Source organism: Nocardiopsis sp. NPDC101807 (assembly GCF_044766605.1).
GTDB lineage: Bacteria > Actinomycetota > Actinomycetes > Streptosporangiales > Streptosporangiaceae > Nocardiopsis > Nocardiopsis tropica.
In genome coordinates this window covers 228,127-248,459 of record NZ_JBIWMK010000001.1, presented here as the reverse complement: position 1 = coordinate 248,459, position 20,333 = coordinate 228,127, and the positions used below count along the sequence as shown (strand labels likewise).

Genomic DNA, 20,333 nt, shown 5'->3' with positions numbered 1-20,333 from the left:
CGAACAACCAGATCTACCGTTACACGGGTGACCAGGGTTCGTCCCACTGGAAGAACATCTCCGGGGGTCTGGTGAGGATTTCGGCGGGGTCCCGGAGCAATGTGTGGGGTGTGAACGCCAACGGCGAGATCTATCGTTTCACGAATGACGACGCCAATCCCTGGGTCAAGGTTCCCGGTGGCCTCACGGACATCAGTGCGGCTGCTGACGGCACGGTGTGGGGTGTGAATGCGAACAACCAGATCTACCGTTACACGGGTGACCAGGGTTCGTCCCACTGGAAGAACATCTCCGGGGGTCTGGTGAGGATTTCGGCGGGGTCCCGGAGCAACGTGTGGGGTGTGAACGCCAACGGCGCCGTCTACCGTTTCACGAATGACGACGCCAACCCCTGGGTCGGTGTCCCCGGCGGGCTGAAGGAGATCAGCGCGGCCGGGGACGGCACGGTGTGGGGCGTCAACGCCGACGCCGCCATCTACCGCTACACCGGGGACCAGCCCTAGCCCCTGAGCGTCAGGAGGGGGTTCCCCGCGGCGGACCGCCGCGGGGAACCCCCGGGCCCGCCGCGGCGGCCGGGACCGCGGCCCCGGCCCGCCGCGCACCCCGCGCACGCGGGGGCGTCCCGCCTCCCCGATCGTGTTCTCCACGGCGGAGGACGACCACCCCGCGCACGCGGGGACGGTCCCGCCCCGGCCGCCGGTCCGGCCGAAAACCCCTGGCGGAACGGGCTCGTCCGGCAGCACACTGCGGCGATGTACTCCGACGCCGACACGGCCGCCCTCTACGACGTCCTCAACCCCTGGGACCCGAGCGACGACTTCTACCTCTCCCACGTCATGGCCTCCGCGTCCGTCCTGGACGTGGGCTGCGGCACCGGCACGCTGCTGCACCGCGCCCGAGAGAACGGGCACGGCGGCCGGCTCTGCGGACTGGACCCCGACCCCGCCGCACTCGCCCGGGCGCGCGTGCGCGACGACGTCGCCTGGGTCGGGGGCCGCGCCGAGGAGATGGCGTGGGACCGCGCGTTCGAGCTCGCGGTCATGGCCGGCAACGCCTTCCAGACCCTCGTGTCCGACAGCGAACTCCGCTCCTCGCTCGCCGCGGTCCGGAGGGCGCTGGTCCCCGGGGGGAGGTTCGTGTTCGGCACCCGCAACCCCCTCGCCCGCGCCTGGGAGCGCTGGACCCCGGACAACGCCGCCCACGTGGTCGACCACCGGGGTCGCGCGCTGCGCGTGTCGCACCGGGTCGGGTCCGTGGAGGGCGGCGTGGTCACGTTCTCCGAGACCATCGCGACCGGGGAGGGCGAGCCGCTCCGGGTCGACCGGGGCCGCCTGCGGTTCCTCGGCCCCGAGGACGTCGACGCCTTCCTGCGCGGTGCCGGGCTGGAGGTCGAGGAGCGCCACGGCGACTGGTCGCGTGGCCCGTTCACGGCCGTGAGCACCGACATCGTCACCGTCGCCCGGGCGGTCGGCGGCTGAGGACCGCCCCCGGTGTCCGGACAGCCGGCCGGACACCGGGGCGGGGCCGCCCGCAGAGCACCCGCACCCGGGAACCGGGGGGCCGACGCCTGCTCCGGCGCGCACGGGACCGGTGCCGCCGGCGCCGGGCCGCCCGGCGAGCCGTGCGGGCCGGGACCCGGTCTCCGGGCGGCCCTGCCCCGAGGCCTGCCGCGCGGGGACGCGACGCCGCCCGGATGTCGGTGCCGGGACCTAGGCTCCCCGCATGAACGCACTCTGGCCGACCGTCCACACCGAACGGGCCTCGCTCGCCGCCGACCTCGCGGACCTCACCGACCGGCAGTGGGCCACGGAGTCCCTGTGCACCGGGCTGAGCGTCCGCGAGGTCCTCGCCCACCTGGCGTCGGCCGCCGGGCTGAGCTGGGCCCGGTGGATGGCGGGGGTCGTCCGCTGCCGGTTCGACTTCGACAAGCAGGTGGAGATGCGCCTGGCCGAGCAGCTCGGGCGGAGCCCGGCCGAGACCCTGGAGAACTTCCGCCGCGTCGCGACCAACACGACCACCCCCGTCGGCCCGGTCGTGGCGTGCCTGGGCGAGACCGTCGTCCACGGGGAGGACATCCGCCGCCCCCTGGGGATCGGCCGGGCCTACCCCGTCGAGACGCTCACGCGCCTGGCCGAGTACTACAGCGGCACCGATCTCGTGGTCGTGGCCAAGGGGAGGATCGGCGGGCTGCGCCTGGCCGCCACGGACGGCCCCTTCGCCACCGGCTCCGGACTCCCGGTCTCCGGGCCGACCCTGGCGCTCGTCATGGCGATGACCGGCCGCGCGGCGTACTGCGACGACCTGGAGGGCGAGGGCGTCGAGGTCCTGCGCGAACGCTGCTGAGGCGTCCCGGGCCGCGTCGGACGGGGCGGCGGACAGCCGCCGGGGCCGGCCCCGGCTCCGCGCCCGGTCAGTTGACGGCGACCGGGGTCCCGCCCGTCATCTTCAGCAGCTCCGCGTAGTCGGTGGGGAAGACGGTGCGGGGGGTGCCGCCGGCGGCCCACAGCCGCGGATACCCCTCCAGCGCGGTGTCCACGACCGTCTCGACGGGCGCGGGGTGGCCCACGGGGGCCACCCCGCCGATCACCTGGCCGGTGGCGGCGCGCACCTCCCCGGGCTCGGCCCGCCTGACGGCCCGCTTGCCCAGGCGCTCGGCCAGCAGGGCCGCGTCCACCCGGTGCCGACCGCTCGTCATCACCAGCAACGGGCTCCCGTCGGCCATGAACACCAGGCTGTTGGCGATCGCCCCGACCTCGCAGCCCAGCGCCTCGGCCGCCTCCGCCGCGGTGCGGGTCGACGCGGGCAGTTCCCGCACCCGGTCCCGCGCCCCGAACCGTGCGAGCGCCTCGGCCACCTGTCGACTGCGCTCCGGCAGGCTCTTCCCGTCCGCCATCTGCATCTCTCCGTACTCGGTCCGTGGGAATGGGTGTCCTCCAGGATGGCAGGCCACGCCTGCGCCCCGCCGGGGCCGGGGACCGGTGAGGGGGCGGCGGGCGACCGGGCGTCGCGGTCCGGCGGAGGCTGGACGCCGCCCGGACCGGGGCCGGTGAAGGGGCGGCGGGCACCCCGGCCCCGGGCGTCCCGCGCCTAGGCTGTCGGGGTGCGCGTACGGAACCGTTGGACCGTCCTCTCCGTCAGCATGGTGGCCCAGGTGGCCAGTGTGTCCGCCATGTTCGGCGTCCCCCTCGTGCTCCCGCAGCTGAGGGACGCCTTCGGGGTCACGACCGCGCAGGCGGGGGTGCTGGCGGGGCTCCCGTCCCTGGGCCTGCTCCTCACCCTCCTGCTGTGGGGCGTGGTGATCGACCGGGTCGGGGAGCGGTCGACGATGGCGCTGAGCCTGGTCCTCACGGCGGGCGCGCTCGGCGCGCTCCGGCTCGTCACGGACGTGTGGGGCGCGGCGGTGGTCCTGGCGCTCGTGGGCGCGGTCGGCGGCCCGGTCAACGCGGCCAGCGGCCGACTGGTCCTGTCCCGCTTCGACGCGGGGGAGCGGGGCCTGGCCATGGGGATCCGCCAGTCGGCGCTCCCGCTGGGCGTGGGGCTCTCCGCCCTGGTGCTGCCCGGGGCCGCCGACGCGTGGGGGTTCGTCGCGGCGATGACGCTCCCGGCCGCGCTCGCGCTCCTGGCGGTGCCGCTCCTGCTGGCCGTGGCTCCCGGCCCGCCCCCGCACCGTCCCGCGCACGGACACGCGCCCGAGGACGGGAAGGCGGTCCCTCCCGCCGCCGGGTCACCGTACCGGCGCCGCCCGATCTGGCGGGTGCACGGCGTGAGCATGCTCCTCGGCGTCCCCCAGGTCGCGCTGATGACGTACGCGGTGGTCTACCTCGTGCAGGAGCAGGGATGGGGCGCGCCCGCCGCGGGCGCGGTGGTCGCGGCGGCCCAGGTGCCGGGCGCCGCGGGACGCCTGCTGCTCGGGATCCGGTCGGACCGGACCGGCGACCGGATGCGGCCCGTGCGGCGGCTGGCGGCGGTCTCGGGGGTCTGCCTGGTCCTCCTCGCCCTCCTGCCCGGGGTCTGGGACCGGACGGCCGTGCCCCTGCTGCTGGCCTGCCTCGTGCTGACGATGTGGCACAACGGCCTGACCTTCACCGCCGTCGCCGAGATCGCCGGGACCGCGTGGGCCGGGCGGGCCCTGGCCGTGCAGAACTGGCTCCAGGCCGTCAGCACCACGCTCACGCCGGTCCTCATGGCCGGGGTGATCACCACAGCGGGGCTGCCCGCCGTGTTCGCCGTGAGCGCGGTCTTCTCGGCCGCGGCGGTCGCGGTGGCGCCGGGCGCGCGCACCCGGGGGTGAACCCTCTCCGCCCGCGTGGCGGCGCGCCCGGGCCCCTCGGCGGTGTCGCGACGGAACCGGTGCGGGAGGCTCATCCCGCAAACTCCCCGGCGTTCCACCCCTCCCACACGCGCCGCGTGTTGGGCACCCCGGGGCGGTCGAGGAGCCAGAGGACGTAGCCCGCGTGGCGGCGGGCCCAGACGTCCTCCGAGTCCGCCGCCGGGGCCAGGGCGACGCGCAGGTCCTCGCCGTCGACGGCCCTGGCCACCCGCACGTACTCGCGGTCCTTGCACCGGTAGCGCCGCCGTACGGCGGCCGCGACCAGGCCGACCAGCCGTGCCCTGGCGGCCTCGCCGTGGCCGGTCACCGCCACGTCGCGGAGGAGGAGCCTCTTCGTGCCCCACTTCTTGGCGTACCGGGTCCACGTCTGCGGGTACTTCGCCTCCCACTCCAGGTAGAGGAGGGCGTAGGGCAGGCCCGCCCACGTCCTGACGTCCCCCGGCGGGCGGTTCCACAGGGCCTCGGGCAGCGAGTGCCGCTCCGCTTCGCGGTGGGCCGTGGCCGCCCGGACGAAGGCCGGATCGCGCCTGCGGCCGGCCGGCCCGGGCGGCGGCGGCCTCAGCAGCGCCTCGTTCAACCGGGCGATGGAGCGGCCGACCCCCTCCTGGGCCCGCAGCAGGCGGGCCAGCGCCGCCTCGCGCGCGGCGGGGTCGTCCGCCGTCAGCCCGTGCGCCCATCCCAGGCGGGCGTCCCAGGCACGGGCGCCGCCGGGGTCCGCCTCCTCTGTCACACGCGCATCCTGCCACAGCTCGGGCCCGCCGCCGGGGCCGGTGGCCCGCGACGGGCGAGGGGGTGCGGGCGCCGACCGCACCCCCTCGGAGGACGGGCCCGGGGGCCGCGCCCGGGCGGGGGCCGGGACCCCTACGGGGCCAGGGCCTCCACGACGACCTCGGTCGCCCCCGAGACCAGGGCGTTGTCGAATTCGGCGCCCTCCTGCTCGCGGGTGGACATGACCGCGATGACGATGGGGTCGTCCTCGGGGGGCCACACGACGGCGATGTCGTTGCGCGAGCCGTGGCTGCCGCCGCCGGTCTTGTCACCGACGCGCCAGTCCTCGGGGACCCCCGCACGGATCAGCTCGTCGCCGGTCGTGTTGTTGAGGAGCATCTCGGTGAGCACGTCGCGCGGGCCCTCCTCCAGGACGTCCCCGAGCACGAACGCGTCCAGGCTCCCCGCCATGGCGCGCGGCGTGCTCGTGTCCCGGGTCTCGCCGGGCGGCACCTCGTTGAGCTCGGTCTCGATGCGGTCCGCCGAGATCACGTCGTCGCCGATCTCCCGCATGTCCTCCTCGAACCCCTCGGGTCCGCCCAGCTCCTCGAACAGCAGGTTCGCGGCGGTGTTGTCGCTGTGGCGGACGGCGGCGTCGGCCACCTCCAGCAGGGTCATCCCCGTGTCGACGTGCTGCTCGGTGATGGGGGAGTAGTCGACCAGGTCCTCTTCGGTGTAGGTGACGACCTCCTCCAGCTCCTCGGGGGTGTTCTGCCCCAGGACCAGGGCCGCCGTGAATGCCTTGTGGGTGGAGGCGTAGCCGAACCGCTCGTCGGCGCGGTGGAAGACCTCCTCCCCGGTCCCCGTGTCCACCGCGTAGACCCCCAGCCGGGCGTCGAACTCCGACTCCAGCCGCTCGAACTCGCCGGAGAGGTCCTCGGCCGTCACCTCCGCGCTCGCCGGCTCCGCCTCGGCGGGCGCGGAGGAGCCGGAGCAGGCCGCGGCGGGGACGAGCGCGAGCGCGGCCAGGGCCGCGAGCCCGGTCCTGCGGGCCGTGGGGAACAACATGTGCGTCTCCTCGTGGTCTGGTGCGCCGCCCGGAGGACCGGGCGGCGCGGATCGGACAGGGTCGGACGAGGGAGGACGCGGCGGGACCCGACCCGCTGCGACCTGCCCCTTTCCGGGCCCTGTCCGTAGTCTGGGCCCGGTCGCCGATACCGTCCAAGACGGAAACGACCAGTCCCATGCGGAAACGACATGAACCCAGTTCGCGGCGGTCGGATCCGGCGGTCCCGACCGCCTCAGGCCTTCTCCTCCTGGCGGCGCGGGCGCTCGAACAGGGCGTGCCAGCGCCCGGCCGGGCCCAGCGGGGAGCGCGGCCGGGAGCCCCGGTCGGCCGGGGAGGCGGCCGCGGAGCACGCCGTCGCCTGCGTCCGCGTGGTGCACGGCACGAGCCGGAGCGTCGTGGAGGCCGCCTGGTCTCCGGTCACCGTGTCGAGGAAGGCCGCGGCGTAGTGGCCGTACTTGAGCCGGTAGGCGGCGTCGACCCGTTCGCGCGTCCCGGGGTCGGCGGGCTCGAAGGCGACGTTCCTGCGCAGGCCCGCGGCCCGGACCGTGCCCTTGCGGTGGGTCCGCGCGCTCCGGTACCAGTCGGAGGCGTGGCCGCCCAGGGAGCGGACGTAGAGGTCGTCCCCCTCGCGCACCACCCAGACCCTCCGGCCGCGCCTCAGTACACGCCTGTCGTGCGCGACCGTCAGGACGATCTCCTCGGTGGAGGAGTACAGCGTCAACTCTTCGGGAGTCCACGTCATCGGCGTCTCGTCATCTCGCTTTCCGTTCGAGGTGTCCTACAGGGGGGAATCGCGGGTGCGCGGTGGCGGGGCGCGGTCCGGCGGACCGCGCGCGGTCCGCGCCCCCGAGGGGAGGGGAACGGTCCCCGCCCGCCCGCCGTCCCCCGCGCCGGGCGGGTGCGGGGGCGTGCGGCACGGGACCCCGGAGGGCGCCCGGGGGCGGGGGGCCGTGCGGCCCGCCGGGGGAGCGGTGCGGACGACGGCCGGACCGCCCGCGCCCCTCCAGGCTAGGATCCGGGGGCTCCCGGAGGGAGGCCCTGCCACACCCACCCTCCCGCCGTCCCGTCCGGGAACGGCGCACGCGCGGGCGGCGCCCGAGCGGACCCGCAGGTCGCAAACGCCTGGACCGGCGTATCCCGGGCTGGGATCATCGGACGGCCCGACACCCCACGAACCGAGGGACATCCCGCCATGCCCGTGCCCGCCGACCCGACCGTGCTCCACCCGATGCCCGGGCAGCCGCGTGTGGTGCTGCTCAAACCCCTGGTGACGTCCCCTCTCATCGAGGTCGGCGAGTACTCCTACTACGACGACCCCGACGACCCGACCGCGTTCGAGACGCGCAACGTGCTCTACCACTACGGTCCGGAGAAGCTGGTCATCGGCCGGTTCTGCGCGCTGGGCACCGGGACCCGGTTCATCATGAACGGCGCCAACCACCGTATGGACGGCCCCTCGACCTTCCCCTTCCCCACGATGGGCGGCTCGTGGTCGGAGCACTTCGACCTGATCACCGGACTGCCGGGACGGGGGGACACGGTGGTCGGCCACGACGTCTGGTTCGGCCACGGGTCGACGGTGATGCCCGGCGTGCGGATCGGCCACGGTGCGGTCATCGCCTCCGGAGCCGTCGTCACCTCCGACGTGCCCGACTACGGGATCGTCGGCGGCAACCCGGCCCGGCTCATCCGCACCCGCTTCGACGCCGCGACCACGGCCCGCCTGCTGGCGGTGGCCTGGTGGGACTGGCCCGCCGAGCACATCACCGAGCACGTGCGCACGATCATGTCGGGCAGCGTCGACGACCTGGAGGCCGCGGCACCGGGCGGGTCCGGCGGCTGAGGCCCGGCGCGGGGACCGCCGCCCGGTGGGGAGCGGACCCCGGGCCGTGGCAGGGCACGGCCGGGTCCCACCGGTACCGCCGTTCACCGCGGCCCCGCCGGGGCGTGGCCGGGCCGCAGCCGGGGGACCGCCGGTAGCCGGTCCGGGAGCACGCGGGGCAGGGCGGGCCCGGCGGCCCCCCGGACGGTGGGCGCACCGGCGGGCGGCGCCGAGTCGGGCGGCGCCCCGGTCGCGGGGGCGGGGAGGCCGGTCGGCCCGGCCGTCCTTCCCCCGGTCACGGGGGCGGTCGCCGTCGCGGGCGCCCACCGCCATGTAGCTTCCATGGAAGCTATAATAGCTTCCTCGGAAGCTACACTGGGGGCATGGAGCAGTACGACCGCGTCACACGCATCCAGGCCGAGTGGGAACGCGAGCGCCCCGACCTGGACGTGTCCCCGCAGGGGGTGATCGGCAGGCTGCACCGCATCGGCTCCCACCTGAGCGACCGGCTGTGCGTCGTCTACCGCCGCCACGGGCTGAGCGAGGGCGAGTTCGACGTCCTCGCCGCGCTGCGTCGCGCGGGAGGGCCCTGCGAGCGCGCGCCGGGCGAACTCGCCCGGTTCACGATGGTCACCACCGGGGCCGTGACCAAGCGGCTCGACCGGCTGGAGGAGGCCGGACTCGTCACCCGCCGCCGGGCCGAGGGGGACGGCCGGGGCCGCACGGTCGCGCTCACCGAGGCGGGCAGGGCGCTCATCGACCAGGCGTTCACCGAGCACATGCAGGACGAGCGGCGCCTCCTGGAAGCCCTCACGGCCGAGGAGGCCGAACAGCTCGAAGCGCTGCTGGCCACCTGGCTGTCGCGCATCGAGGGGGCCTGAGGGCCCGCCGGGCCCCCGCCCCGCCTCCGCCCCCGGCCGCCGCTACGGCGCCGCGGCGAGGGGCTCCGCGCCGGGCGTCCGCTCCCCGTGGAGCGGGCCCGTCACCACGTGCGGGGACAGGGCGCGCAGGAAGTCCGCCGCGTCGAACATCTCACCGGCGGAGGCCACCCCGGCGGCCCCGGTCCGCCCGGTGAGGATCCGCTCCACCGCCTCCACCGCGAGCGGCGCGGACACGGCGTAGATGTCCCGGCCGGTGGCGAACGCGCGCCGCTCGGCGCCGCCCGAGCGCACGAGGACGTCCACGAGGAAGGTCTCCGCGGGCCGACCGGGACCGTCCGCCCCGACCGGCGTCCGCGCGGCCGGGGCGGACAGGCCCTCGGCGGCCTCCACCGTCATGTACGTGCGCACCTCGCGAACCTCCAGGTGGCGGGGGATCGTGGTGACCTCGGCCATCGTGAACTCGCCGACCACCGCACGTGTGCCCAGCGGCCCGGGGAACGCCCACTCGGTGACCGGAGGGGCGCCGTCGCGGTGCTCCAGCCGCCCGTTCGAGAAGACGACCCGCCGACCGCCCCTCCTGCGCCGGGACACCCGTCCCGCGGCGCGGGTCCCCTCCGTGGGGGCCCAGCCGCTCAGCCCGTAGGCGACGTGCACCTCGTCGGCCCCGCCCCAGTCGCCCGCCGCCGCCGTGGCCAGCAGGTCGCCGAGCCCGCCGAAGAACGCCATGGCGGGCACCACCGCGACCCCCGCTTCGCGGGCGTCCCGCTCGAAGTGCGTGAACGTGTCCGTGTTCGCCTCGATCTCGGCCGCCACGTCCACGTACGGGACGCCCGCGCGCAGGGCGGCCCCGACCACCGGAGCCGCGGTCACGGCGAAGGGCCCGGCGCAGTTGACCACGGCGTCCACGCCTTCCAGCGCCCGGTCGAGGGAGGCCGGGTCGTCCATCGCCGCCGTCCGGGCCGGCGACCCGGGGTGGGAGGCACGCAGGTCCCGCAGCCTGCCCGCGTCGCGTCCGACGAGGACGGGGGTGTGGCCGCGGCGGCGCAGCTCCGCCGCCACGAACCGCCCGGTGTGCCCGGAGGCGCCGACCACCGCCACCGCGAATCCTGATCCCATCGGTTCTCCCTGGAGCTCGAATCAGTCCGTCAGGAAGAGCATGGCCGTGTCGGCGGATGGCCGCCAGCGTCCGGAACGCCACCATGCGTACACTTTCGGACATGTCCTCGATCGCGTTCGCCCTCACCGACGGCATGCTGCACTTCGAGCTCGCCGCCGCGTGCGAGATCTTCGGCACCGCGCCGCCGGGCACGGCCGCCCCCTGGTACGACATCGCCCTGTGCGGCTCCGGAACGGTGCGGGCCGGACGGTTCCGGCTGGAGCCGGACCACGGGCTCGACCGGCTGGCGGGCGCCGGGACGGTGGTCGTGCCCGCGCTGGCCGACGTGGACGAGCGCCCGCCGGCCGTGCTGGTCGACGCGGTGCGCGCCGCCCACCGGGCCGGGGCGCGCGTGGTCTCCCTCTGCACGGGCGCGTTCGTGCTGGCCGAGGCCGGCCTCCTCGACGGGCTGCGCGCGACCACCCACTGGGCCCACACCGGGGAGCTCGCCTCCCGGTACCCGCGGGTGGAGGTCGACCCCGCCGTGCTCTACGTCGACAACGGCAGGGTGCTCACCTCCGCGGGCAAGGCCGCGGCCGTGGACCTGTGCCTGCACCTGATCCGCGTCGACCACGGCTCGGCGGTCGCCAACGCCGCCGCCCGCCGCCTGGTCGTGCCCCCGCACAGGCCCGGGGGCCAGGCCCAGTTCGTCGCCGCCCCGGTCCCCGTGCGGGACGGCCACCCCGTCGCGGACCTGCTGCCCTGGGCGGCCGAACGGCTGGAGCTGCCGCTGACCGTGGAGGATCTGGCCCGCCGGGCGAACATGAGCTCGCGCAACCTGGCGCGCCACTTCCGGTCGCTGACCGGCACCACGCCCCTGCGATGGCTGCTGGAGCAGCGCATCCGCCGCGCCCAGGAACTCCTGGAGACCACGGACGACGGTGTCGAGACCGTCGCGGCGGCCGTGGGCATGGGCACCGCCGCGACGCTGCGCCGCCACTTCCACCGCACCGTGGGCGTGCCCCCGGACGCCTACCGGCGCGCCTTCCGGGGCCGGGACCCCCGGTGGGGGTGACGGGCATGCCCGACGCCGACCTGCCCCGCGTCAGCGCCGGAGCCCGGCTCCGGGGGCGTCCCGGCGGGGTCCCGGGCGGCTCCGGCCTGCGGTCCAGGCCCGCACCACGTCGTCGAGCACCCCCAGGGGCAGCGGGCCGCTGCCCAGGACCACGTCGTGGAAGGCCCTGATGTCGAACCGGTCGCCGAGGGCGGCCTCCGCCTCCGCGCGGATGCGCTGGATCTCCCACCGGCCGACCATGTAGGCCGGGGCCCGTCCCGGCGAGGAGAGGTACCGGTCGACCTCGGACACGATCTCCATCCGGGGGGCGGCGGTGTGCGCGGCCATGAAGTCGACGGCCTGCCGGCGGCTCCACCCCCTGGCGTGCAGTCCGGTGTCGACGACCAGGCGGCAGGCCCGCAGCGCGTCCTCGCCGAGCATGCCCAGCCGGGAGAGGTCGTCGCCGTACAGGCCCATCTCGTCGGCGAGGCGTTCGGAGTAGAGGCCCCAGCCCTCGTCGAACGCCGTCACCGACGCGAGCCTGCGCAGCAGCGGCAGGCCGGACAGCTCCTGGGCCAGGGCGAGCTGGAAGTGGTGGCCGGGGACGGCCTCGTGGAACGCGATCGCCTCTGCGCTGTACCGGTCGCGGCGATCGGCCTGGTGGGTGTTGGCGAAGTAGGTGCCCGGCCGGCTGCCGTCCATGGCCGGCTGCATGTAGTAGGCCACCGGGGCGCCCGGCGCCTCGGCCGCCGGCACCGCCTCCACCGCACAGCCCCGCGACGGCAGCCGTCCGAACCACCCGGGTGCGGCCCGCTCCGCGCGGCGGACGGCCGCCCGGGCCGCCCCGAGCAGTTCGGCGGCGTCCCGCCAGCGCATCGCCGGATCGGTGCGCAGCCGGTCGAGGATCTCGCCGGGCTCGCCGGTTCCGAGCACCCGCCTCCCGACCGGCGCGAACTCCTCCGCCAACCCCTCCAGCGCGTCGAGGCCGGCACGGTGCAGCTCCTCCGGTGTGTGACCGGTGGTGGTGTGGCCCCGGAGCAGCCGGGCGTAGTGGCCCTCGCCGTCGGGCAGCCAGCACAGTCCGGCCCTGGTGTCGGGACGCCCGTGCGGTACCGCCTCCGCCGCGAGGGTGTCACGGTGGCGTGCCAGGGCCGGGGAGACGACGTCGGAGAGCAGCCGGTCGCGCTCGGCCCGGAAGGCCGCGGCCCCGGGGCCGTCGTCGACCGGTCCGGGGCGGCGCAGCGGATCCTCCCCGGGCGCGGCGAGGTAGCGGGTCAGGTAGGAGACGGCGGCCTCCGCCGACCGCCGCACGGGCGTGCGACCGGCGGCCGCGCCCGCGCGGAGCCTCTCCGCGATCGTGTCGAGCAGGTTCGGCAGCCCGGCCAGACGGGCCAGGTAGCCCTCGGCGTGTTCCGGCCGGGTGACGCCGACCAGCGCCAACCGGGACAGCGTGCCCACGGCCGGGTCGAAGAAGGAGTCGGTGACGGTGTACTCGACGCCGCGCGCGGCGACGCGGTCCAGCTCGGCCCCGGCCTGCTGGAGGAGGACGGCCCGGGTGACGCGGTCATCGGCGTCGAGACCGTCCGGGTCGACCTCCGCGGCCCGTGCCGCGACGTCCGCGATCCTCGCCGTCGACGCCTGCCCGCCCGCTTCGGTGAGGTCGCCCAGCCGGTCCTCCCGGTCGCGGACGCCCAGGAGCGAGGCCCTGACCGGGTCCGCGTCGAGCAGGGCGTCCATGAGTTCGTCGGCGAGCCGGTCGACGGCCATGGAGACCTCCCCCGGGACGGTGTGTGGGAGAGGCTACACCGGTGGGGCGGTGGAGCACATGCGCACGGCCCGGGTCCGCGCGGTCACGGTCCGGGTGCGGCGGCCTTCGCCCGGCAGGGGCCCCGTCCGCGCTCACAGCAGGAGGAGTACGAAGACGGCGCAGGTGGCGATGGTGACCACCCAGCTGTGGGAGTTCAGCCAGTCCCTGACGGAGGGCATGGCCCGCCTCGCACGGCGGCCCGCGGCCACGAGCGTGAGGAGGGGGAGGGCCGCTATCAGGACGGTCGCGGCGATGAACCCGACCGCGGCCGTGAAGTCCTCGCCGCCGTGGGCCAGGTGCGCTCCCACCGTCAGCATGACGACGACGTCGGACGGCATCGCCAGGATCACCAGGAGCCCGGTCGCCAGGGCCTGTGCGGTGTTCGCCTCCATGAGCCCGGTCAGCCACCCGGGGGGCTCGGCCGTCCTCCGGCGGAGGAAGGCCCTGGCCGCCGCGAGGACGAGCAGCGCCACCAGTCCGAACTGGATCAGGTTGCCCGCCGAACCGGTGTCGGAGGGGCTGCCCAGGGGCACGAGGCCGCCGAACAGCCCGAAGAGGCCGCGGGCGAGGGCCACCCCGACGGTCGTGGCGGCGGCCGCGCCCGCGAGGAACGCCAGTGACACGCGCACCGGCTGCCTGGTCGTGACCAGGACGAGGGCGGCGATGATCTGCGGCCCCGCCATCATGGTGACGGCCAGCGGAAGGATCTTGAGGTCCATACCCTCTCCCCACCGGGTCCCGGATGTTCTCCGGGCCGCCCGGGTGCGGCGCGTGCCCGGCCGCCCGCGTGCTCCGCGCCCGGCCGGGGTCCCCCGACCGGCGGGGGCACGGTGACGGGATACCCGCCGGCCGCCCTGGTCCCGGCCAGGGGCGGGTGTTCCCGGGGTCATGCTGTTCCCAAGCGGTACACCGTGGTGCCCTCGCCGCCGCACCGGCCTCCCCGCGCACGCCGTCCCTTCCGGGCCTGCTCGGCGGCCCTCCGAAAAAAAGTTTTGTCCCGGTGTCGATCGGGGGCCGTCCCGTTCGACGTGTGGGTGAGGAAGCAGACAGAACAACCCTGGAGTCACCTGTGCGCACCCTGATCGTCACCGCGTTCGTGTCCGTCGACGGAGTCATGGAGGCCCCCGGCGGCGAGCCCGGCTACCGCAACGCGGGCTGGACGTTCAAGGACGTCGAGATGGACGAGGCGGCCTACGAGATCAAGGCCCGCGAGCAGGAGGAGGCCACCGCCCTGCTCGTCGGCCGCCGCAGCTACGAGGCCTTCGCCCCGGTGTGGCCGACGATGGTGGAGGAGTTCGCGGGCTACAACGCCATGCCGCGGTACGTGGTCTCCACCACGCTGGAGAAGGACGACCCGCGCTGGCCCGCCACGATCCTGCGCTCGGTCGAGGACGTGGCCGCGCTGAAGGAGACCGGGGACGGGCCGATCTCGGTCCATGCCAGCGCCACCCTGGGCCGGTCCCTGGCCGACGCCGGGCTGGTCGACCGCTACCACCTGCTCGTCTTCCCCGTCCTGCTGGGCGCGGGCAAGCGGCTGTTCAGCGACACGGACAAGGACGCCCAGAAGCTCAGGCTGGTCGAGCACGCGGTGTACTCCAACGGCGTCCAGAAGCAGGTCTTCGACGTGGTCCGCTGAGGTCGGGCCCGGCGCGCCGCGTCCGGGGGCGTCCTCCGGCGGACGCCCCCGGACGCGAGGCGCCGGCGCGGTGGGCCCCGTGTCCGGGGCGGGAGCGCTACGAGGAGAGCTTCTCCTCGATCAGGCGCTCCGCCTTCTCGAGGCCGCCGACGCCGGGGTGCTGGGAAAGCTCGTTCACCAGCATCTCCCTGCCGCTCAGGAACAGGCGCTTCTCTCCCGCGGAGACCTTCCTGGCGCGCTGCCGGTCGCTGATGCTGCGGACCAGCTCGGCGATCTGGCGCGGATCCCCGCTGCCCAGCTTGGTCTCGTAGTTCTTGAACCGGCGCGACCAGTTGGACGGGTCGTCCGTCGGCGGTCGGCTCAGGGCGTCGAGGATCGTCTGCAGGCCCTCGTCGTCGACGACCTTGCGCAGCCCCACCAGTTCGACGTTGGCCACCGGGATCTGGATGTCCATCGCCGAGGCACGCACGGTCAGGGTCAGGAACTCGACGTCGCCCGCGGGGGTCGTCCTGGTCGAGCGCCCGGTGATGGTCACCAGCCCGTGGCGGGGGTGGATGAGGGCGTGTCCCACGGTCAGGTCCACCGGTTCACCGCCGCTTCCCCCAGCGGTGCCGGGCCCGCCGTCCGTTCGGAGGAGAACACTGTCGCGCGCACGTCCGGAACACGAGAATGGCGCGATTCATCCTCATGGTGCCCGTTCAGTCGGTTGATCACCGGCGGAGACTATAGGAGTCTCGCGTCAGGTCAAGGTGAAATGCGGGAAACCCCCCGCTCCGCCCCTTCCCGTTCCCCCGGGCCGGGCCCGGCGGGAGGCCGCCCCGCCGTGCCGGGCACGGCGCGTCAGCGTGCGGGGACCAGGCGGATGTCGCCGTTCTCCGTCTCGGCGGAGATCACGTGGCCGCTTCCGGGCGCCACCTCCACGTCGGTCACCACCTCGCCGTTGTCGGAGGAGGACGACACGTCGTACCCGGCCTCCGGGAGCTCCACCGTCGCGGACCCGTTCGCCGTGCTCACCCGGACGTCGTCGGGCGCCCTGGCGAAGGACACGTCGATCGTTCCGTTCTCCGTGTGCGCCTCCAGGGTCGGCGAGACGATCCCGCGGGCGTGCAGTCCGCCGTTCCCGCTGCGCAGGACGAGCGGACCGGACACGTTCTCCACCGTCACCCGCCCGTTGTCGGTGCCGATCTCCAGCGGCTCCGCGAAGCCGGTGGCCGTGGTGTCGCCGTTGCCGCCCTCCACCGTGAGCGAGGTCCCCTCGGGCACGGCCACCTCGTAGCGGGCGTCGCAGCCGGCCCTCGGCCCGCAGTGGAGCTGGAGCGACAGGGTCTCCCCGTCCAGCTCCCAGGTGGCGCGCGGCGGGCCGACGACCGCCCCGCCCGACACCCACCGCGTCACCTGGATGTCGTCCACCTCGGCGGGGACGACCTCCAGGTCGCCCCGGTCGACCGCGATGGTGAGGACGTCCGAGGCCGGTGAGAAGCTGCGGTGCTGCGCCTCGGCCTCGTCGACCGTCGCGGAGGAGGCGCATCCGGACAGCAGCAGGACGGTCGCGGCGGCGCACGCCGTGGCCAGGACGGCCGGTTTCGTGTTCACTGCGGCTCCTCGGGGTCGGGCGGTGGCACGGGGGCCAGGGCCGCGATGACGGCGCCCAGCGCCCTCTCGATCGTTTCCGTGTCGACCGCCCCGGGGTCGGCCAGGTGCTCCATGGACAGGCCGTTGGTCAGGCAGTGCAGGATCAGGGCGGTGAGGGCGGGATCGGCGCCCAGGGGCACGCCCCTGGCGGCGAACCGGGAGACGGCGTCGGCGACCGCCTCCCGCTGGGCGCGCCGCGTCCGGCCGACCACGTCGCGGGTCTGCGCGTCGCGGGTCGCCCGGGCGGCGAACTCCAGGCCCAGCCGGCCGCGCTCGGGGTCCTCGGTGATGCGCCGGGCCACGTCGCGGACGGTGGCCGCGACGGCGTCGGCGGGGTCGGCGGACTCGCCGATCCGTGCGAGCAGGGTGTCGATCTCGGCGTCGGAGCGCTCCCGCAGGACCGCGCCGAACAGGTCGTGCTTGCCGCCGAAGTTGGAGTAGACGGCCCCCTTGGTGAAGCCCGCCGCGCGCGCGATGTCCTCCAGGCGGCTGTCGGCGTAGCCGTGCTCGGCGAACGCGCGCACGGCTGCCGACAGGAGGCGGCGCCGCACCTCTTCACGGGGGGTGCGGGGAGACGGACCCCCGGGGTCTTCGCTCATGGGGCGAGGTTAGCATACCCATGGGTATCGGATACTTTCGGTACTGAAGTCTTCCGCGGCCCCGGGCCGCCCCCCGTTTTCCGGCGCGTGCCCACGGGTAGTGGGCGGACACGGCCGCCCCCGGGGGCAGCACGGCCCCCGGGCGCCGGCGCACAGGAGGCGACACCAGGGGGAGTCATGAAGGCAGTCGTGTGGAACGGCACGAGGGACGTCAACACCGTCAACGTCCCCGATCCGCGGATCGAGGACCCCGGTGACGCCGTCATCCGCGTCACCAGCTCGGGCCTGTGCGGATCCGACCTGCACCTGTACGAGGTGCTCGGCCCCTTCATGAACCCGGGCGACGTGCTCGGCCACGAACCCCTGGGCGTCGTCGAGGAGGTCGGGCCGCAGGTCACGTCCCTGTCGGTGGGGGACCGCGTCGTCGTCCCCTTCCAGATCTCCTGCGGGCACTGCGCCATGTGCGGCGCCGGCCTCCAGACCCAGTGCGAGAACACCAGGGTCGAGGAGCAGGGCATGGGCGCGCGGATCTACGGCTACAGCTCGCTGTACGGTTCCGTGCCCGGGGCGCAGGCCGAGTACCTGAGGGTCCCCCGCGCGCAGAGCAACGCCATCCCGGTCCCCGCCCAGGGGGACGACGACAGGTACCTGTTCCTGTCCGACGTCCTGCCCACGGCCTGGCAGGCGGTCCGCTACGCGGACGTGCCGCAGGGCGGCTCGGTGGCGGTCCTGGGACTGGGGCCGATCGGCGACATGTGCTGCCGGGTCGCCCGCCACCTGGGGGCGGGACAGGTGTTCGGCGTGGACCCGGTGGCCGAGCGCCGCGCACGCGCCGCCGCCCGGGGCGTGGAGGTGTTCGACCCCTCCGGCGGTACCGACGACCTGGTCGGGGAGATCCGCGAGCGCACCCGCGGCGAGGGGCCGGACGCGGTCGTCGACGCGGTGGGCATGGAGGCGTCCGGGCACGGGACCGCGAGGCTCGCCCAGAGGATGGCCTCCTTCCTGCCCCGGAGCGCCGGCGCGAAGCTGATGGAGACGGCGGGGGTGGACCGGCTCTCCGCCCTGCACACCGCCATCGACCTGGTACGGCGCGGCGGGACGGTCTCGCTGATCGGCGTGTACGGGGGCATGGCCGACCCGATGCCGATGCTGACCCTCTTCGACAAGCAGATCCAGCTGAGGATGGGGCAGGCGAACGTGCGCCACTGGGCGCCGGAGATCCTTCCGCTCCTGGACGACGCCGACGTGCTGGGGGTGGAGGACTTCGCCACCCACCACCTGCCCCTGGACGACGCGCCGCACGCGTACGAGGCGTTCCAGAAGAAGGCGGACGGCATGGTCAAGGTGGTCTTCCGGCCCTGACCGCGCGGGCCGGCGGCGCGGCGCCCCGCACGCGGGTCCCCGAGGACGCCGAGGACCCGTCGCCTCCGCGCGTGTCGCACACCGCCCCGCATGCGGGTCCCCGCGGACGCGGAGGACCCCGCCGGGCCTGCGCCCGGCGGGGTCCTGGGGGTGCGGGGCCGACGGGGCGCCGGCCGCGGGGTCAGCCCCCGAGGGCCTCCCGCAGCAGCGGGACGACCCCTTCCAGGGCGTGGGTGACGCCCAGGGTCGAGCCGCTGGAGAAGGCGTTGGCCAGCTCCGGGTCGTCCATGATCAGCAGGCGGCCGTCCTCGGCGGACGGGATGCCCTGGAGCACCGGGTCCTCCTCCAGGAAGCGGGTGGTCTCCTCGTCGCCGATGGGGAAGACGACGGTCAGGTCCGCGTCCAGGACCTCCACCAGCTCCGGGCTCAGGTCCACGTAGAACGCGCCCTCGGCCATCTCGGTGATCTCGGGCTTGTTCTCGAAGCCCAGGTCCTCCAGCAGGTCGACCCGCGCGTCCCCGGGGACGTAGGCGCCGTACTGCCCGTCGAAGTAGGCGCCGACCGCGATGGTCGTGCCCTCGAAGCCGGGGTTGTCCTCGCGCGCCTGGGCGAAGCGGCCCTCCAGCTCCCCGATGAGCTCCTCGCCCCGAGCGTCCTCGCCGAGCACCCGGGCGACCTGGCGGGTCTGCTCCTGCCAGGTGGTGCCGTAGGTGACCTCGACGCCGGGCGGCGGGCCGACCACGGGCGCGACGGGGGAGAGCAGGTCGTGGCGCTCCTGGGTGTGGTCGGAGCGGGTGTCGAGGATGACGTCGGGCTCCAGGGAGGCGACCGCCTCCAGGTTCGGCTCCATGGTGCCGATCTGCACCGGCTCCTCGTCGAACAGGTCGGCGGCCCAGGGGCCCACGCCGGGGCCGCCGTAGCCCTGCCAGTCGGCCACGCCGACGGGCTGGACGCCCAGGGCCAGCGCGGTCTCGGCGTCGGACCAGCCGAGGGCGGCGACGTTGGCCGGCCGGTCCCCGATCTCCACGTCGCCGAACAGGGTCTCGACGGTGACGGGGAAGCCCTCCGCGGCTTCGCCCGTTCCCTCCTGCGCGGGGTCGGAGGTCTGGCCGCCGCAGGCGGCGAGCATCAGGATGGATAGCGCACCGGCGGCGATCGTGCCGCCGCGGGTCAGCGGACCGCGGTTCATGGGGCCTCATTCGGTCGAGGAGATGAGCTTAGGCTCACCTAAGCCAGTCTCATGGTGGAGCAGGCGGAGCCGATGCGCAAACCGGACATCCCGGGTAGGCGAGGGGGCGGTCCGCGGAGGACGCCGTCGGCAGGGGGGAGTCCGCGCCGCCGGAGGCTCCCGGGCCGCGCACCGGGTGACGGGGTTCACGTCCCCCGGTGCGGGGGGCGGGTCAGGCGTAGGCCGCGGTGCCCGCGCGCCAGTACCCGATGAACGCGATGTCCTCCTTGGCCACGCCCCGCTCCTTCACCAGGAACCGGCGCAGCCCGGTGGGGAGCCCGTTCTCGCCGGCCACGAAGCAGTAGGGGCGGCCCTCCGGCAGCGCGGCCCCGCTCACCGTCTCCAGCGCCAGCTGGCCGGGGACCGTGTGCGCGCCGTCGCGCGCCAGCCAGCGCACCTCCACCCCGGCGGGGGCGTCGACCTCGCGGACGTCGGCCGAGGAGGGCACCTCCAGGAACGCCAGTCCGCGCAGGTCGGGCGGGGACTGTTCCAGGATCGAGAGGATCGCGGGCACCGCGCTCTCGTCGCCGACCAGCAGGTGCCAGTCGGCCTCCTCCGGCGGAAGGTGGTAGACGCCCTCCGCCAGCAGCCCCAGCTCGTCCCCGGGCCGAGCGCCCAGGGCCCAGGCGGACGCGGGCCCCTCGTCCCCGTGGGCGACGAACTCGATGTCCATCTCCAGTGCCTCGGCGTCGAACCGGCGGGCGGTGTAGTTGCGCACGTGGGGCCGGCGCTCCTCGGGCATCGCGCGGAACTCGGCCACCCATCCGTCGTCGGCGGAGGCGTGGGGCAGGTGCAGCCGCTCCTGGCCCGGCCGCGGGAAGAAGATCCGCGTGCACTGGTCCAGGCCCATGAACTCGAACCCGGCCAGCTCCGCGCCCCCGACGGTCACCGTGACGAAGTTGTCGGTGGTCCGCTCGGTGCGCACCACCCTGACCCGGACCATGCTCCGTCGACTCGGATACCTGATGCGCAACGGAAGGGCCTCTCGTTCGGGGTGCGGGGTTCGCCGGGGCGCGTCCGGTCCGGGCCGCTGCGGGGATTCCGGCGGCGGACGGGGTCGCCGTCACGGCTGGCAAAGGTTAGCCTAACCAAGGTTGAGCGTGCTCGGG

Annotated in this window: 21 protein-coding genes; 9 read left to right on the top strand and 12 right to left on the bottom strand. The window is 75.2% G+C overall.

Translation table 11 applies throughout. The annotated features are described in order from the left end of the window. The 3 genes from ACIRPH_RS01155 to ACIRPH_RS01145 all read left to right on the top strand — a co-directional run. Positions 1–503, top strand: a 503-nt coding sequence (locus ACIRPH_RS01155) for a tectonin domain-containing protein (protein WP_402907882.1), incomplete at its 5' end; no start/stop codon positions are given. A 249-nt stretch (positions 504–752) separates the two neighbouring features. Then, entirely contained in the window at positions 753–1,478 is a 726-nt protein-coding gene (locus ACIRPH_RS01150) for a class I SAM-dependent methyltransferase (RefSeq protein ID WP_402907880.1), read from the top strand. Between the two features lie 244 nt (positions 1,479–1,722). Beyond that, positions 1,723–2,343, top strand: coding sequence for a maleylpyruvate isomerase family mycothiol-dependent enzyme (locus ACIRPH_RS01145; RefSeq protein ID WP_402907878.1), 621 nt, complete (start codon positions 1,723–1,725; stop codon positions 2,341–2,343). 67 nt (positions 2,344–2,410) lie between these two features. Here the strand turns inward: ACIRPH_RS01145 and ACIRPH_RS01140 are convergent, their stop codons facing one another. After that, positions 2,411–2,893: a YbaK/EbsC family protein gene (locus tag ACIRPH_RS01140; RefSeq protein WP_402907876.1), complete on the bottom strand. Its 483-nt coding sequence runs from the start codon at positions 2,891–2,893 to the stop codon at positions 2,411–2,413. Positions 2,894–3,100: 207 nt separating this feature from the next. Between ACIRPH_RS01140 and ACIRPH_RS01135 the strand changes: the two genes are divergently transcribed. Further along, entirely contained in the window at positions 3,101–4,291 is a 1,191-nt protein-coding gene (locus ACIRPH_RS01135) for an MFS transporter (protein ID WP_402907874.1), read from the top strand. Positions 4,292–4,361: 70 nt separating this feature from the next. Here ACIRPH_RS01135 and ACIRPH_RS01130 read toward each other — a convergent pair whose 3' ends face one another. The 3 genes from ACIRPH_RS01130 to ACIRPH_RS01120 form a co-directional block, all read right to left on the bottom strand. Further along, a complete protein-coding gene (locus tag ACIRPH_RS01130) occupies positions 4,362–5,060 on the bottom strand; it encodes a hypothetical protein (RefSeq protein ID WP_402907872.1) in 699 nt (232 codons plus the stop codon). A 131-nt stretch (positions 5,061–5,191) separates the two neighbouring features. After that, entirely contained in the window at positions 5,192–6,106 is a 915-nt protein-coding gene (gene bla / locus ACIRPH_RS01125) for a class A beta-lactamase (RefSeq protein WP_402907870.1), read from the bottom strand. A gap of 233 nt (positions 6,107–6,339) precedes the next feature. Beyond that, the gene (locus tag ACIRPH_RS01120) at positions 6,340–6,849 is read right to left on the bottom strand and encodes a DUF2255 family protein (protein ID WP_402907868.1); all 510 of its coding nucleotides are present in this window, start codon (positions 6,847–6,849) and stop codon (positions 6,340–6,342) included. Positions 6,850–7,299: 450 nt separating this feature from the next. On the opposite strand from ACIRPH_RS01120, the gene ACIRPH_RS01115 reads away from it, so the two are divergent. Beyond that, positions 7,300–7,950, top strand: a complete 651-nt coding sequence (locus ACIRPH_RS01115) for a CatB-related O-acetyltransferase (protein WP_402907866.1) — start codon at positions 7,300–7,302, stop codon at positions 7,948–7,950. Positions 7,951–8,312: 362 nt separating this feature from the next. Then, positions 8,313–8,810, top strand: coding sequence for a MarR family winged helix-turn-helix transcriptional regulator (locus tag ACIRPH_RS01110; RefSeq protein WP_402907864.1), 498 nt, complete (start codon positions 8,313–8,315; stop codon positions 8,808–8,810). A 42-nt stretch (positions 8,811–8,852) separates the two neighbouring features. On the opposite strand, the gene ACIRPH_RS01105 is transcribed toward ACIRPH_RS01110, so the two are convergent. Next, positions 8,853–9,926, bottom strand: a complete 1,074-nt coding sequence (locus ACIRPH_RS01105) for a saccharopine dehydrogenase NADP-binding domain-containing protein (protein ID WP_402907862.1) — start codon at positions 9,924–9,926, stop codon at positions 8,853–8,855. Between the two features lie 101 nt (positions 9,927–10,027). On the opposite strand from ACIRPH_RS01105, the gene ACIRPH_RS01100 reads away from it, so the two are divergent. Continuing rightward, positions 10,028–10,981 carry a GlxA family transcriptional regulator gene (locus ACIRPH_RS01100; RefSeq protein ID WP_402907860.1) on the top strand — a complete coding sequence of 318 codons (954 nt, stop codon included), beginning with the start codon at positions 10,028–10,030 and terminating at the stop codon, positions 10,979–10,981. A 30-nt stretch (positions 10,982–11,011) separates the two neighbouring features. Here the strand turns inward: ACIRPH_RS01100 and ACIRPH_RS01095 are convergent, their stop codons facing one another. Together ACIRPH_RS01095 and ACIRPH_RS01090 are read right to left on the bottom strand one after the other, a co-directional pair. Continuing rightward, complete coding sequence (locus ACIRPH_RS01095; RefSeq protein ID WP_402907858.1) at positions 11,012–12,727, bottom strand: DUF885 domain-containing protein; 1,716 nt, start codon at positions 12,725–12,727, stop codon at positions 11,012–11,014. 132 nt (positions 12,728–12,859) lie between these two features. Continuing rightward, positions 12,860–13,486, bottom strand: a complete 627-nt coding sequence (locus ACIRPH_RS01090) for a GAP family protein (RefSeq protein ID WP_402907856.1) — start codon at positions 13,484–13,486, stop codon at positions 12,860–12,862. A 350-nt stretch (positions 13,487–13,836) separates the two neighbouring features. On the opposite strand from ACIRPH_RS01090, the gene ACIRPH_RS01085 reads away from it, so the two are divergent. After that, on the top strand, positions 13,837–14,403 hold the full coding sequence (locus tag ACIRPH_RS01085; protein WP_402907854.1) for a dihydrofolate reductase family protein: 567 nt from the start codon (positions 13,837–13,839) through the stop codon (positions 14,401–14,403). 97 nt (positions 14,404–14,500) lie between these two features. Here the strand turns inward: ACIRPH_RS01085 and ACIRPH_RS01080 are convergent, their stop codons facing one another. From ACIRPH_RS01080 to ACIRPH_RS01070, 3 genes are all read right to left on the bottom strand, one after another. Beyond that, positions 14,501–14,986: a CarD family transcriptional regulator gene (locus tag ACIRPH_RS01080; protein WP_402907852.1), complete on the bottom strand. Its 486-nt coding sequence runs from the start codon at positions 14,984–14,986 to the stop codon at positions 14,501–14,503. 257 nt (positions 14,987–15,243) lie between these two features. Beyond that, a complete protein-coding gene (locus ACIRPH_RS01075; protein ID WP_402907850.1) occupies positions 15,244–15,996 on the bottom strand; it encodes a DUF4097 family beta strand repeat-containing protein in 753 nt (250 codons plus the stop codon). Further along, entirely contained in the window at positions 15,993–16,634 is a 642-nt protein-coding gene (locus ACIRPH_RS01070) for a TetR/AcrR family transcriptional regulator (protein ID WP_402907848.1), read from the bottom strand. Before ACIRPH_RS01070 ends, ACIRPH_RS01075 begins: the two co-directional genes overlap by 4 nt. A 177-nt stretch (positions 16,635–16,811) precedes the next feature. Here ACIRPH_RS01070 and ACIRPH_RS01065 point away from each other — a divergent pair, with 177 nt between their 5' ends. Further along, on the top strand, positions 16,812–17,996 hold the full coding sequence (locus ACIRPH_RS01065) for an alcohol dehydrogenase catalytic domain-containing protein (RefSeq protein WP_402907846.1): 1,185 nt from the start codon (positions 16,812–16,814) through the stop codon (positions 17,994–17,996). A gap of 181 nt (positions 17,997–18,177) precedes the next feature. Here ACIRPH_RS01065 and ACIRPH_RS01060 read toward each other — a convergent pair whose 3' ends face one another. Both ACIRPH_RS01060 and ACIRPH_RS01055 read right to left on the bottom strand, forming a co-directional pair. After that, positions 18,178–19,185: an iron-siderophore ABC transporter substrate-binding protein gene (locus tag ACIRPH_RS01060; protein WP_402907844.1), complete on the bottom strand. Its 1,008-nt coding sequence runs from the start codon at positions 19,183–19,185 to the stop codon at positions 18,178–18,180. A 211-nt stretch (positions 19,186–19,396) separates the two neighbouring features. Further along, on the bottom strand, positions 19,397–20,167 hold the full coding sequence (locus ACIRPH_RS01055; protein WP_402907842.1) for a siderophore-interacting protein: 771 nt from the start codon (positions 20,165–20,167) through the stop codon (positions 19,397–19,399). Between the last annotated feature and the right edge of the window lie 166 nt (positions 20,168–20,333).

Bases quoted from the DNA above. Each gene is read 5' to 3' on its own strand.
- ACIRPH_RS01120 (WP_402907868.1), bottom strand. From the start codon at position 6,849: ATGACGTGGACTCCCGAAGAGTTGACGCTGTACTCCTCCACCGAGGAG.
- ACIRPH_RS01150 (WP_402907880.1), top strand. From the start codon at position 753: ATGTACTCCGACGCCGACACGGCCGCCCTCTACGACGTCCTCAACCCC.
- bla (WP_402907870.1), bottom strand. From the start codon at position 6,106: ATGTTGTTCCCCACGGCCCGCAGGACCGGGCTCGCGGCCCTGGCCGCG.
- ACIRPH_RS01100 (WP_402907860.1), top strand. From the start codon at position 10,028: ATGTCCTCGATCGCGTTCGCCCTCACCGACGGCATGCTGCACTTCGAG.
- ACIRPH_RS01105 (WP_402907862.1), bottom strand. From the start codon at position 9,926: ATGGGATCAGGATTCGCGGTGGCGGTGGTCGGCGCCTCCGGGCACACC.
- ACIRPH_RS01065 (WP_402907846.1), top strand. From the start codon at position 16,812: ATGAAGGCAGTCGTGTGGAACGGCACGAGGGACGTCAACACCGTCAAC.
- ACIRPH_RS01145 (WP_402907878.1), top strand. From the start codon at position 1,723: ATGAACGCACTCTGGCCGACCGTCCACACCGAACGGGCCTCGCTCGCC.
- ACIRPH_RS01090 (WP_402907856.1), bottom strand. From the start codon at position 13,486: ATGGACCTCAAGATCCTTCCGCTGGCCGTCACCATGATGGCGGGGCCG.
- ACIRPH_RS01110 (WP_402907864.1), top strand. From the start codon at position 8,313: ATGGAGCAGTACGACCGCGTCACACGCATCCAGGCCGAGTGGGAACGC.
- ACIRPH_RS01055 (WP_402907842.1), bottom strand. From the start codon at position 20,167: ATGGTCCGGGTCAGGGTGGTGCGCACCGAGCGGACCACCGACAACTTC.
- ACIRPH_RS01060 (WP_402907844.1), bottom strand. From the start codon at position 19,185: ATGAACCGCGGTCCGCTGACCCGCGGCGGCACGATCGCCGCCGGTGCG.
- ACIRPH_RS01095 (WP_402907858.1), bottom strand. From the start codon at position 12,727: ATGGCCGTCGACCGGCTCGCCGACGAACTCATGGACGCCCTGCTCGAC.
- ACIRPH_RS01140 (WP_402907876.1), bottom strand. From the start codon at position 2,893: ATGGCGGACGGGAAGAGCCTGCCGGAGCGCAGTCGACAGGTGGCCGAG.
- ACIRPH_RS01115 (WP_402907866.1), top strand. From the start codon at position 7,300: ATGCCCGTGCCCGCCGACCCGACCGTGCTCCACCCGATGCCCGGGCAG.
- ACIRPH_RS01070 (WP_402907848.1), bottom strand. From the start codon at position 16,634: ATGAGCGAAGACCCCGGGGGTCCGTCTCCCCGCACCCCCCGTGAAGAG.